This is a genomic window from Anaerolineales bacterium, assembly GCA_003105035.1.
Lineage (GTDB): Bacteria > Chloroflexota > Anaerolineae > Anaerolineales > UBA4823 > FEB-25.
The window spans coordinates 97,780-109,733 of record PQAL01000003.1; the positions used below are offsets into that span (position 1 = coordinate 97,780).

General features: G+C 52.7%; 14 protein-coding genes. 1 reads left to right on the plus strand and 13 read right to left on the minus strand.

Annotated elements, in window-relative coordinates; all coding sequences use genetic code 11:
• Positions 1 to 109: 109 nt before the first annotated feature.
• From C3F13_01725 to C3F13_01755, 7 genes are all read right to left on the minus strand, one after another.
• Positions 110 to 871 (minus strand): hypothetical protein, encoded by a 762-nt coding sequence (locus C3F13_01725; GenBank protein PWB56283.1) that lies wholly within the window; start codon positions 869 to 871, stop codon positions 110 to 112.
• Complete coding sequence (locus C3F13_01730) at positions 868 to 1,812, minus strand: ABC transporter ATP-binding protein (protein PWB56284.1); 945 nt, start codon at positions 1,810 to 1,812, stop codon at positions 868 to 870. Before C3F13_01730 ends, C3F13_01725 begins: the two co-directional genes overlap by 4 nt.
• A gap of 4 nt (positions 1,813 to 1,816) precedes the next feature.
• Positions 1,817 to 2,020, minus strand: coding sequence for a transcriptional regulator (locus tag C3F13_01735; protein ID PWB56285.1), 204 nt, complete (start codon positions 2,018 to 2,020; stop codon positions 1,817 to 1,819).
• Between the two features lie 98 nt (positions 2,021 to 2,118).
• Positions 2,119 to 2,481, minus strand: a complete 363-nt coding sequence (locus tag C3F13_01740) for an ACP synthase (GenBank protein PWB56436.1) — start codon at positions 2,479 to 2,481, stop codon at positions 2,119 to 2,121.
• A 21-nt stretch (positions 2,482 to 2,502) separates the two neighbouring features.
• Positions 2,503 to 3,783 carry an insulinase family protein gene (locus C3F13_01745; GenBank protein ID PWB56286.1) on the minus strand — a complete coding sequence of 427 codons (1,281 nt, stop codon included), beginning with the start codon at positions 3,781 to 3,783 and terminating at the stop codon, positions 2,503 to 2,505.
• A 42-nt stretch (positions 3,784 to 3,825) separates the two neighbouring features.
• On the minus strand, positions 3,826 to 5,109 hold the full coding sequence (locus tag C3F13_01750; GenBank protein ID PWB56287.1) for an insulinase family protein: 1,284 nt from the start codon (positions 5,107 to 5,109) through the stop codon (positions 3,826 to 3,828).
• A gap of 64 nt (positions 5,110 to 5,173) precedes the next feature.
• Positions 5,174 to 5,992 carry a hypothetical protein gene (locus tag C3F13_01755; protein ID PWB56288.1) on the minus strand — a complete coding sequence of 273 codons (819 nt, stop codon included), beginning with the start codon at positions 5,990 to 5,992 and terminating at the stop codon, positions 5,174 to 5,176.
• 251 nt (positions 5,993 to 6,243) lie between these two features.
• Here C3F13_01755 and C3F13_01760 point away from each other — a divergent pair, with 251 nt between their 5' ends.
• Entirely contained in the window at positions 6,244 to 7,605 is a 1,362-nt protein-coding gene (locus tag C3F13_01760; GenBank protein PWB56289.1) for a hypothetical protein, read from the plus strand.
• A gap of 10 nt (positions 7,606 to 7,615) precedes the next feature.
• Here the strand turns inward: C3F13_01760 and C3F13_01765 are convergent, their stop codons facing one another.
• From C3F13_01765 to C3F13_01790, 6 genes are all read right to left on the minus strand, one after another.
• Positions 7,616 to 8,089 (minus strand): hypothetical protein, encoded by a 474-nt coding sequence (locus tag C3F13_01765; GenBank protein ID PWB56290.1) that lies wholly within the window; start codon positions 8,087 to 8,089, stop codon positions 7,616 to 7,618.
• Positions 8,086 to 9,183, minus strand: coding sequence for a hypothetical protein (locus tag C3F13_01770; protein ID PWB56291.1), 1,098 nt, complete (start codon positions 9,181 to 9,183; stop codon positions 8,086 to 8,088). The genes C3F13_01765 and C3F13_01770 overlap by 4 nt, the downstream gene beginning before the upstream one ends.
• On the minus strand, positions 9,180 to 10,259 hold the full coding sequence (gene mutY, locus C3F13_01775; protein PWB56292.1) for an A/G-specific adenine glycosylase: 1,080 nt from the start codon (positions 10,257 to 10,259) through the stop codon (positions 9,180 to 9,182). Before mutY ends, C3F13_01770 begins: the two co-directional genes overlap by 4 nt.
• A gap of 36 nt (positions 10,260 to 10,295) precedes the next feature.
• Positions 10,296 to 10,898: a chromate transporter gene (locus tag C3F13_01780; GenBank protein PWB56293.1), complete on the minus strand. Its 603-nt coding sequence runs from the start codon at positions 10,896 to 10,898 to the stop codon at positions 10,296 to 10,298.
• 70 nt (positions 10,899 to 10,968) lie between these two features.
• Positions 10,969 to 11,253 (minus strand): hypothetical protein, encoded by a 285-nt coding sequence (locus tag C3F13_01785; protein PWB56294.1) that lies wholly within the window; start codon positions 11,251 to 11,253, stop codon positions 10,969 to 10,971.
• A 36-nt stretch (positions 11,254 to 11,289) separates the two neighbouring features.
• Entirely contained in the window at positions 11,290 to 11,934 is a 645-nt protein-coding gene (locus C3F13_01790) for a lactamase (GenBank protein ID PWB56295.1), read from the minus strand.
• Between the last annotated feature and the right edge of the window lie 20 nt (positions 11,935 to 11,954).

The window sequence follows — 11,954 nt, forward strand, 5'->3', positions numbered from 1 at the left end:
CTGAAAGCATATTATCCGTTATGAATTGGTATTTTGCAAGGGAAATCAGACTGTTTGAAAATAAAAAATCGGATTCCACCGATTTTTTACGTATCCAATAACCAGTGAATCATAGCTCTTGTTGGCGGAAGATCAGCCAGGCTGCGAGCAGCGAAATAACGATCAACCCGAGCGCGCTGCCAAGGGCAATCCAGGAGGCCGTGGTATCGCCCAGCAACATCCGCATCCCCCAGGTATTGATTTCGCCCGGCAAGTACTTCCCGAAGCCACGGATAGCACCCGCGATCCACCCAAAAATTAAGATGCCAATCGCCATACCGCCGGCAGCCGCCTGTGATTTCATGACCGTGCTGCAAAACAAAGTGATTGCTACGATCACCAATGCGTAGAGAAATAAAAACGCATTTAGCACCAGCCAGTACAGGATATTCATGGATTCAAACAGCAACATGGTGTAGTAATAGGCCCCGATTCCAGCCACTATAATTGAAATCCCAAAGACCGCAGCCAGGCCGAGGAACTTCGCCCCCAAAAATGACCCCCTCGAAAGTGGTTTTACCAGCATAAGGGCTGCGGTGCCCTTATCCTTCTCCTGGGCGACGGCACCCATGGTGAGCAACACCGCCATGATGACCTCGAATTGCCCCAGGTTCTTAACATATTGGGTGACAGCATCAGCAACGGTGGCTGGCTTGATGAGCTGTGCTATCTCGGCACCTTGTGGCAAGGCTGTGGTTAAGATCTGTGGACCGATCTTGGCGATCAAGGGTGAGGTCAACCCAAACAGGACCAGGATGACCGCTACGATCAAGAACCGGTAAGTGCGGAGGGCTTCCTGCCATTCCTTACGAAATGCGGTGAAGAGGCTCATTGCTTGATCTCCTCCTCCCCCACCAGCTGCATAAACACATCTTCCAAGGAAGGCCTGACGACCTCATACTTGTTGAAGACAATCCCTGCCTGGACTGCTGATGTCAAAAGTTCCTTCTTAGCTAATTCGATATCATTGACGATCACCCGTAGAGTAGGAGCGTCATGGCTGATGACCTTCACCCACGGCATATTACGTAGCGATTCAATCCAAGACATGACATCATTTTTTGAGTGATCATCCACCTCCACCTCGAGGGCAGGGACGGCATACTGGGCCAGCAGGGCTTCCCTTGGGGCCTGAGTCACGAGCTTGCCATGGTTGATGATCCCCACCGTGTCACATACCCGCTCTACATCCGCCAGGATATGGGTTGACATGAACACCGTGCACTGACCACGCAGCTGCTCAATGAATCCCAATACTTCCTTACGCCCAACCGGGTCGAGGGCGCTGGCAGGCTCATCCAGGAATAGAACCCTGGGACGGTTGATCAACGCCTGAGCTAATGCCAGCCGCTGGCGCATGCCGCGTGAAAAACCGCCAATCCGCCTTTTAGCCGAATCTTCCAGGCCTGCCAATTGGAGCAGCTCTTTCGACCGGGCATCTCGCTCTGCTGACGGTAACCCAAATATTCGCCCCACATAATCCAGGAATTCTAGCGGGGTCATCCAGGTGTAAAATGCTGGCTCTTCGGGCAAGAAGCCGATCTGTTTAGCAATTGGATCCTTGCTTGAACCGATCAGGTTACCAAGCACCCAGGCTTTTCCAGAAGTAGCGTGGGCCAGGCCAGTCAGGATGCGTATGCTGGTTGTTTTCCCGGCCCCATTCGGGCCAAGGAAGCCAAAGATGGTCCCCTCCTCCACCATCAGTTCCAATCCATTCAAAGCAGAAAACTTTCCGAAGACTTTAACTAATTCTTCGGTTTGAACGGCTATCATCGGCTTATTCCTCTCGCCCGAAAATAAGGTAAACGATGGGGCCAAAAATCTGGATGAAAATCACGATCAACGCCCAGGCCCATTTGGGTAACCCGCGGGTTCTCTCTCGCCGGATCAGGTCCATGATCGCGATGATCATCAAGACCCATTCAAGCAGGAGTACCGGGATTAAGTAAGGAAGAAAATCAGTCAGGCTACCTAATGTCATCATTTGCTCCATCTTGGGAATGCGTTTTACCCAAACTCGCTATTGTCATAAACTATAAACAGAACACAAACTATGATTATTACCAAATCTCACGGTGTTTAATTGCCAATCGCTACCACAAAAGCGATCGCCTGCACCTGGGTATGGCTCAGACTGAGTGACCAGGTGGTTAGATTGAGCTGTTCGGCCAATGCCTGCGCGGATCCATGGAGGTGTAACACCGGCTCACCTGCCGTCCCCCGGCATATCTCGATCTCGTGCCAGGTGACGGGACCGATGCCAGTACCGAGAGCCTTGGCGACCGCTTCTTTGGCTGCAAAGCGGGCTGCCAGGGAAGCCATATTTTTTTTATTTTCATCCAGCTCGGTATCCGTAAATAGGCGGCTTAACATGCGCTGCTTATAATTCTGGCAGGCAGTCGAAAACCTGTTAATTTCAATGATGTCAACCCCAGTTCGCAGGATCGTCATGGTCATCCCAATTTATTCGGGCCTTATAAATGTCCCGGCGGTGACAATCGCCAGCTGGTCGGGGTGAAGGTATTTTCGAGCTGTCTCTAATATTTCTTCTGCAGTGACCTTACGCACGAGGTCTGGGTAGCCCTGGTAATAATCCAACCCCAGCTGGTAGCGCTCAAGATTGAGCAATGCAGACGCCACCCCGGCATTCGATTCCAGGGATAGCGGCAGGCGCCCAATGTAATTCGCCTGGTTATCCGCAAGCTCCTCACTTGTGACGGGCTCACTCACGAAGCGGGCGATCTCTTGTCGTATGAGGGTGATGGCTTTTTCCAGATTGTCAGGCTGCACCCCAGCAATAAACAACCAGGGACCCGGGCCAATCCCACCGCTCAAGCTGGACGAGGCATGATATGCCAGGCCTGAGCGCTCCCTGACCGACTCACCGATGCGCCCAAACATCCCAAACTGACCCAGGATGCTATTCCCAAGGGAAGCGGCCAGAAAATCGGGTGACTTGCGCGGTGGACCTGCGGTACCCATCACGATGTCCGCTTCCGATTTACCGGGGATATCCACCTGGCGCCGGATGATGCCTTCCAGCGGTTTCAGCGCAGGAAGCTCGGGCTGGTCGGGTTGCAACGGATTTGCCCAATCTGCCAGATGACGGCTGACCGAATCCAACGCTTTATCTGGTTCTACTCCACCAACAATTGAAATAACCATCCCGCGTGGCCCGAAATACTGGTTGTGAAAAGCTTCCAGGTCACCCCGGGTGATCGCCCTAATCGTCTCTGGATAGCCATCTTCGGGCCGGCGGTAGGGGTGCCCGGCATACACCAGCTCATCAAATGCCAGGGATGCCATCTCGGTGGTATCCTGGGCACGGATTGCCAGGCTGGTCAGCAGCTGGCTACGCAAGCGCTCGACTTGATCGAGCGGGAAGCTGGGTTGCCTGATCGTCTCTGCCAAGGTGCTCACCAGCAGGTCGAGGTCCTCTGCCAGGGCGTGCCCATAGAAACCTACGGTATGGGTGCCCCCGTCAATCCCGAGGCTCGCCCCGCTCGATTCCAATGTATCATAAATCTGTTGGAAATTATGCTGGATGGTGCCACGCATCAGTGAAAGTGCTGTGAAGCCCGCCAGGCCAAGTTTTTCATCCGGCTCAAAGATCGCTCCGGCGCACAGGTAGCCGGTGACCACCACAGACAGGCTATGTGGGTTCGCCCGGTAGAGGATCACGATGCCATTGGGCAGGCTCTTCCTGACAATATCATCAGGTCCGGGTAGGGAATGGATGGTCAAGGGTCAATCACTCCTGGGCAAGTTTTTCTTGAATCGTTCCCGCTATGAGGAGGTGGCCTCAGGCAGGTAGACGCCAATGGTGCGGTTTTGAGGCCGCAGGCAGGTCTGAGCCATGCGCTGCACGTCTTGTGGGGTGACCGTTGCCAACCGGTCGAGGTAAGTGTTGAACCAATCCACACTGGCAAACATCTCGGCAAATCCCATCCAGAATGCCTGGTTGGAAATCGATTCGCTGCCGTAAGCAAAGATGGCCCGGGCTTGTTTCATGGCCCTTTCCAGCTCTTCCACTGGCGGTGGAGCATCCTGGAGCTTCTTGATCTCATTATCCATGGCTTCAATACAATCACTGGCAGTATGCGCCGGATGGACCGTCATTACCGTAGTATACAAGTATGGATCGATCGTCGCTTGTAGCCCGCCATTTACACTCACTGCCAGCTCTTTCTCCACCAGCGCAGTATACAGGCGGCAGGTTTTGTTGGTGATACCGCCTCCGAACATGTTCAAGTTGGTTGGGCCCGTGAGCAGGCTATCCAGGAGGTTCAGGGCAAAAAAGTCCGGGTCGTCTGCAGCTGGTGCCCGGTAGGATACCTGCAGGAAAACCGTCTCCCCAGGTCCTTCCACCGACACGCGTCGTTCACCGATTTGGGGTGGCTCGGTCCGTACCAACCTGGGTGGATTCGCGCCGGCTACTTGTGGCTCATACAGCTGGCGAATGCGGTCAAGCATTGTCTGGGTATCAAAGTCACCAGCAATAGAGAGCACTGCGTTATTGGGGATATAGTAGGATTGGTATAGCTTGTAGATATCCTCGCGCTTCATCGTATAAAGGTCGGTCAGATCGCCGATGATCTCGTGATGGTACGGGTGCACCCTGAATGCCGAAGACTGCACTTCTTCACCCAGACGGAAAAGGGGCTCGTTCTCGCTCCCCTGTCGCTCAGATATCACCACGGTTCGCTCGGCATTCACTTCTTCGGGCTCGAACAGGCAATTTACCATCCGGTCAGCCTCAATCTGTAAAGCAAGGTCCACCTTATCGGCCGGGAGGGTGACGAAGAATGAGGTCCAATCTAAAAAAGTAAAGGCGTTGAGATAGCCGCCCTCGCGCGAGATCGCCTGGTCGAGGGCACCGGTTGGAAATTTTGGGGTACCCTTGAATAGCATATGCTCCACTAAATGAGAGGCACCGGTTATCCCAGGTACTTCATCCCGTGAGCCAACGCGGTACCAAATCCAATGGCTGATAATTGGGGAAGTATGGATTTCTTTCAGAAGCACCAACATGCCGTTAGGAAGGGTCAATTTTGTCAGTGCTTCATTCATAGACTACCTGATTGGAGATCAATGAAGGATGAGGAAATCAATAAATCGCAGGTTTACCAGGTAATTAATCGCCAAAAATAAGGCCACACATCCAACCTGTCAGCCAATTTTTACAGATGACCAGTTTGTCGGGAGAGCTGAAAGTCGACCCCAGGGCAGTCTGGTAGGGTTGGATGGCTTCCTGCAACCCAACGATCGATTGGTGCAGGTCAGTCTCTTCGATGGCAATATCCACCGGTATCTGCAAGGTCACTGGCACTGTGATATCCACTGGCGCGGTGGTGCTGACCGGGATACTCATGTTTATATTGGCATCCAGAGGTGTGCCGGCAGGCAGAGTCAGGTCGGTGGTCACTGCCGTGTTGTTCAGGTAAATCCGCGCCCCGTTTATTGTAGATTCTTCTGTTAATGACATCTGCGTATTTTCATTAATTGGCAGGTCAAAAACGACCGGCAGAGTATCTTGCAAACGGACAGTCGTCTTTACCGGGACGGTCATCACGATATGCGCTTTGTCCATCATCGCCAGGTTATTGGAGGCTTCAGTTAGCAATCCGTTGGCGACCAGGGCTTTAAACTCGAAAAAATGGCGTCCAAATGAAACCAGCAAGCCGACTAAGATGATATTGACTATTAATGAGAAAATACATGCAACGGTCCAAAAAGCTGGCATGAATTTACCCTGATACACCACTTTTTGCAAACGGGGTGACCTGTGGTAATATTCCTTCCCCTCCTGAACCAATACTTTGGCCTGATCACTCGTACGGTCGACCCATTCATTGATATCGGACTTTGCATCCCGTCTCCGCCTGGAACGGGTTCTAAGGCCTGGTTTAGGGGTCGGTGCTGGCTCCGAGATCTCAGGCTTGGAATTATCCATACATTACCTCCTGCAGTATATAAGCTGAATATAGCACAAACAGTCTGATTAGGAAAGCTTTATCAAACGCTTGCTGGGCATGGCATTTGCTAAGCAGGTGATTGTCTCTTGTGAATTTTCCCGCCACAGGCTAAAATATCTCCCTATCCGTTTCTCTGGGGTCATGCTTCAGAGTGAGTGGTGTTGTACGGATTGATCGGCTTGTGAAATTATCGAGGCGGCGAAAGCCGTTTTTTTGAGGAGCAGGGAAATTGGCTGAAGATGGTTTCGGAAAACACCTTGTAGCGGTAATTGGAGCTGGTCCGGCTGGCCTTTTCGCCTCCCGGCAGCTTGCCATGAACGATGTGCATGTGGCCTTGCTGAACCGCGATATCATCCCTGGGGGTTTGGCAGAGTACGGTATCTATTTCAATAAATATAAGATGAAAGAAGGCCTACGCCGGCAATTTCATCAAATCCTCGATCACCCCTTGATCGATTATTATGGGAATATTCGCATCGGCGAAGGCAGCAATTTACATCTAGCCGACCTGCGCGCCATGGGCTTCCAGGCCGTGTTGGTGACCTCGGGTGCCCAGGGAACCAAGTGGCTGGGCTTGCCTGGTGAAAACCTGCTTGGTGTCTACCACGCCAAGGACCTTGTCTTTCATTACAACTTGCTACCGCCCTATAGCACGCGTGATTTCCGCATTGGTAAACGCGTGGCATTGATCGGTGCGGGAAACGTGATGCTGGATATGGCTCACTGGTTGATCCGGGATCAGAAAGTGGAGGAGGTTGTCTCGGTGGTGCGTAGGGGACCCAATGACGTGAAGTTCACGAAGGAAGAGATGAAGATCGTCATCGGCAACCTGGATCTCGAAAAACTATCTGCTGAGGTTGAGCGGGTGCGTCCATTAGCAGACGGGGTTGGTCAAAATGTGGATGAAGCCAAGGAGTATTTCCTTTCCGCGGTCCCCAAGGGGCTAGAACCAGTGTCGGATACCCACTTCTATTTTGAGTTTTTAGCGTCACCAGGGCGGATTGTGGGAGATGAGCATGGCTGTGTTCGAGGCTTGGAGATTGAAGATACCACCTTGATCTGCGCAGAAGGCGAAGTGCAGGCCAAACGCCTGGGCACACACCGCACCCTTGATGTGGATACCGTGATCTTTTGCATCGGTGATAAAGTAGACGAAACATTTGGCCTTCCCGTAAGAAACAACGCCTTCGTAAAGCACCCCCAACCTAACTACCCTGTGGATGGATTATCCTTTGAAGCCTACGACCCAGACCTGAACCGGCCGATCGACCGGGTGTTTGTGGCAGGCTGGTCACGCGAAGCAAGCAGCGGATTGGTCGGAGTAGCCCGCAAAGACGGGGAGAATGGATCCCGGGCGGTCATGGAGTATCTGCTCTCCGCCCCGGCATTGGTGGATCCAAAGGGTGTCTTTAATGAATTTTTGGGGAGACTGGGCAGGTTGAATCAACCGATCGTTGAGAAATCGGATATTCGCAGGCTGGTTGATATCCAGCGCACTGAAGCGGAGCGATTAGGGTTGCCAGATTTTAAATATGCTACCAACGATGAAATGCTGGCTGCCATGGGGATAGAAACCACCGTCCCTGAGTAACGCCTGGTATTTATGCGAGATTTATTTCACCCGTTCCGGGTTCAGGGTGTTTGTAGGGGATGAGTAGCAATAATCCGACCGCGATCACGATCTCCCCAATGATCACGCCGACCTGCTGATATATACCGAATACCGGGATCGTCGGGTAGTTGTTGCTGCCAAAACCAAAGATATCCGCCATCCCACTGGCTACTGCAATCACATAACCGGTCCCGACCAGTCGCAAGCCGATATCCGAAGCGATCGATTTCTGTCCCCCATTCCATAGCGCCACCAAACTGATATACCCCCCCAGGCAGATGAAGCCCAAACCCACTAGGAAGGTGGCAATTTGTACAAAACCAACAACCGGGCTGCGGTCCAACCCATAGAGACCGGGTTCAGCACCCAGCAGATAGACGATAAAGCCAAATATAGTTACCCCCAAGCCAATCCGGATGCGCCGACTCCCGTTCGTTTTACGAACAGTCGTAGCTTCTGTCATAATCCCTCCGGCAGAGTATTGGTAAGGTGTCTAAGCCAATTCCCGCCCAGGATGGCGGTAACATCAGTTTCAGTATACCCCTTTTGATTCAGAATGGGTATTATCTTACTGATATCCGCGATAGTATCGATCTCCGCAGGGACCGAAGACTGGCCAAATCCGCCATCAAAATCGGTGCCGATCCCTGCATGCTGCGCATTACCAGCAATTTGGCAGATATAGTCAATATGTGCTACGTAATGCTCCAATGAAACACTGGCACGCCCTCCGGCATCCTTCCAGTCGGTACGCAGGAAGCTGTTTAGCGGGACGATCCCGATGACACCGTCCCTTTCCAATATGCCTTGGATGACCCGGTCGGTCAGATGGCGATTGCTGTTTGAGGCTTTCAGTAAAGCCAGGGCATTCCCGTGAGAGGCAATGATCGCTCCCGGATATGCATCCAGGGCCTGCAGGGCTGCTATTTCGTCCATATGGCTCAAGTCGAGGGTAAAACGGTACTCGGCCATATGTTCCAATAAAGCATATCCATCCTTCGTGAGAGGTCCTGGATCGCCGGTGCCACCGCAAAAACGGTTCCCTGTCCAGGCCGGCCCGATGATGCGCACACCCCTCAGGTACCAATCCTCCAACTCAGCCGGATCGCGCACGCCTTCTGCCCCTTCCATGAGAGTCACCAGACCTACGGGATGCTCCTCGGTATCCTGTCGGTGCCAATGTGCCAGTATGGACTTCAAGTCAGCCAGGGTTACGATCCGTTGAAACATTGTGGAGTGTTCATCCACCAGGCGCTCATAAGCGTCCAGCTGCATTTTATAACGCATGTGTGCTTCTTGGCTGGAAGAATAGCACTCTTGATCCCATTCACCCAGCTTGTCGCGGATCGGAGCAGCAAATAATGTGGAAAATATCACTGCGACTCTGGCTTGCTGATAATCGGGCCAGCCAAGTAAGGTATCGCCATTGGCTTGTGGGACAATCGTCCCAATTTCACGGTTGCGGGTCTCGGCTGCAGAAAGCGAGTAATCCCGTCCAAAGGTAAGGATATTCCAGGCCAGGTCTTCATGGGCGTCGACGATGATAAAATCACTCATAGGGAGGTTGATGATACCAGAGATTGTGAGATCTGACGATCGATTTTCCCCATAGGGAACTGGGATAATTCGCCTGGTAAAACCCAACGCAGTTCAGCAGCCTGAATGGGATGGGGCTCACCCCCAATCAGCTTGCAACTGAAGGCGTGCAGGGTGACCCGAAAATGGGTATAGGCGTGCCGGTATACTCCAAGCTGTAGGCCTACTTCCACATCGGCACCCAACTCTTCGCATATTTCTCTTCTCAAACAACCTGCCAGGTCCTCACCTTCTTGTTGCTTACCGCCAGGGAATTCCCACAGTCCGCCCAGTAACCCCTGGGGCGGCCGGCAGGCGATTAATACCTGGTCACCCCGGCTGATCACCGCAGCAGTGACTACATAATGCGGGACAGCAGGTTTGGGTAGCAACACCGGGCGTTGCTCCTGGATGCCAAGCTGCCTAGCCAGGCAAGCCTGCCCCAACGGGCATTGAGCGCATGTGGGAGTTTTGGGGGTGCACACAGTGGCTCCCAGGTCCATGAGGGCCTGGTTGTAGGTCCCCGCATGCCCTTTGGGGAGATTTTGCTCAGCCAGCCGCCATAATTCCCTCTCGCCTTCCACTGACCGGGCGTCTTTTTCTACATTAAAAAAACGAGCTAAGACCCGGCGAATATTCCCATCCAGGGCAGATTCATCCTGGTTAAAAGCGATTGAAGCAATTGCGGCAGCTGTGTAGCGCCCGATGCCGGGTAATTTCCGCAACAGGTGAGCTTCCGCAGGCAGCTGGCCCTGGTATTCCTGTACCACAAGCTGGGCAGCCCGATGTAGATTACGAGCGCGCCCATAGTATCCCAGGCCTTCCCAGACGGATAATACTTCTTGCAGTGAAGCAGTGGCCAGTGCCTCAATTGTTGGAAAACGCTGCATCCAACGGAGAAAATAAGGGGTGACGGTCTCAACACGCGTTTGCTGCAGCATGATCTCCGAAACCCATACCGCATATGGGTCGGGATGACCCCGCCATGGCAGGCTGCGTGCATGCTCCTCGTACCAACGCAACAGCAGTGAGGAAAAATCAGGGGCAACCAGGGTAATTGAACCTCTGAATTGGAAAATTAATGGGGGGCGAACTTATTTCCGGTATAGCAAGAAACCGAGCAAAGCCGTGACCAGGATAATGATCGCCGGGTTGATCTTGGTGAAGGTCAGTAAGACAAACGCCCCTAGGGCGAATAATAGTTTATCCCACCCCTGGGCCAATGCCTGGCCCCAGCCTAGTTTCTGGACACCAAACACATTTTTAGCCATGTCATAGGCCGTCCAAAGCAGCAAGCCAACCACCACAGGCCTGACTGCCTGTAGCATGGCCTTGACCGCCACACTGTTCTTGATTCCAAAGAAGAATACAATGAGGATCAGCATCAAGACTGTGGTTGGGATGACCGTACCCACTGCCGCCGAAATAGCACCTGGTGCACCCGCCAGTTTATAGCCAACGTACGCCGAAACCTGCGGCGCTATCGGCCCGGGGATGGCGTTGCCGATCGCCACAGCATCTGCAAATTCGTCGGGAGTGATCCATGGGACCGGGTCGATTTGCCCTGGAGGCGTCCAGGTGGCACTGGTCGTCTCGCGCTGCATCAACGCCAGCGATGCAGGACCTCCACCCCAGGAGAACATGGCTACACGGGTGAAGAGAATGAATATTTGCCAGAGCAAGAGCATATTGATCATATTCCTATGAATTTAAACAAAATCAGGTATTACCACTAGCATTTCAAGGGTAATATCTCTCGATTGAACCTCACATCTGGAATCCAGCCTTGGCTGGGACGATCTTGTATTGATAGTTCTCCACGTAATCCAGCAGCTTGTTGACCAAACCCTGCCATTCATTTGAATCGAGGATGCTCTGCATTTCAACCAGGTCAGGCATCTGGGCGGTGGCCATGATCTGTGGCTGTTCACCATACATGGTCAGCCAGGCGTCTTTTAACTCCATCCCAAGCTGCTGTACCTGTGGGATGAATTCACGTACCACAAATTCGAAGTATTCCTGCTCGCGACCTGGGGTGATATCCCAGGTCATGATTAGTTTAACGGTCACGGTAATGCTCCATTACGATCAATGTTGGTATTCCAACACCACCACATGGGTTTCTTCGGGGATCATGCTCTTGGTGACTTTAAGCGAAGGTTGCGCCTTGATTGAGCCAAGCCCCATTTCTTTGAGAAATTTGCTGAGCGGCGCTAACTTGAGATTGCATGAAGCAGTGCCGTAGTGCATGGGGATGACAAATCCAGGTTCTAGCAAGCTGATCACTTCAGCTGCTTTGGCTGCATTGAGGCCACCACCGCCTCCCACGGGAACCAGTGCAATGTGAACCGTGCCCAGTGCTTCAATCTCCGTCTGGCTGGGTACCCGGCGGAGGTCACCCAAATGGGCGACAGTCACACCTTCATAGTCAAATACATACAGGGTGTTGCGTGGCTCCTCGGACTCGTTTTTCCCATATCCATTGGTCTGGATACCCGTAATGAACACACCCCCGATTTCATACTCGCCGGGTGTGGTGATCAAGTGAGAATAGCCTTTCACTGAATTGGTATAACTATGACCAGGCGCTTCATGGCTGACCGCAAGGATATCCGCCTTTAGCTTAAGGGGTTCGTATCCCACCACGGTGGCATCATAAGGGTCGGTGACAACCGTTGCCAGGTTGCGCTCGGTCATGCGAAAACAAGATAAACCATACCAGGTGATCTCCATGCAGCCTCCATCGATGGACA

Coding starts and splice junctions, on each gene's coding strand:
- C3F13_01725 (PWB56283.1), bottom strand. CDS start 871: ATGAGCCTCTTCACCGCATTTCGTAAGGAATGGCAGGAAGCCCTCCGC.
- C3F13_01730 (PWB56284.1), bottom strand. CDS start 1,812: ATGATAGCCGTTCAAACCGAAGAATTAGTTAAAGTCTTCGGAAAGTTT.
- C3F13_01735 (PWB56285.1), bottom strand. CDS start 2,020: ATGACATTAGGTAGCCTGACTGATTTTCTTCCTTACTTAATCCCGGTA.
- C3F13_01750 (PWB56287.1), bottom strand. CDS start 5,109: ATGAATGAAGCACTGACAAAATTGACCCTTCCTAACGGCATGTTGGTG.
- C3F13_01755 (PWB56288.1), bottom strand. CDS start 5,992: ATGGATAATTCCAAGCCTGAGATCTCGGAGCCAGCACCGACCCCTAAA.
- C3F13_01765 (PWB56290.1), bottom strand. CDS start 8,089: ATGACAGAAGCTACGACTGTTCGTAAAACGAACGGGAGTCGGCGCATC.
- C3F13_01770 (PWB56291.1), bottom strand. CDS start 9,183: ATGAGTGATTTTATCATCGTCGACGCCCATGAAGACCTGGCCTGGAAT.
- C3F13_01780 (PWB56293.1), bottom strand. CDS start 10,898: ATGATCAATATGCTCTTGCTCTGGCAAATATTCATTCTCTTCACCCGT.
- C3F13_01785 (PWB56294.1), bottom strand. CDS start 11,253: ATGACCTGGGATATCACCCCAGGTCGCGAGCAGGAATACTTCGAATTT.
- C3F13_01790 (PWB56295.1), bottom strand. CDS start 11,934: ATGGAGATCACCTGGTATGGTTTATCTTGTTTTCGCATGACCGAGCGC.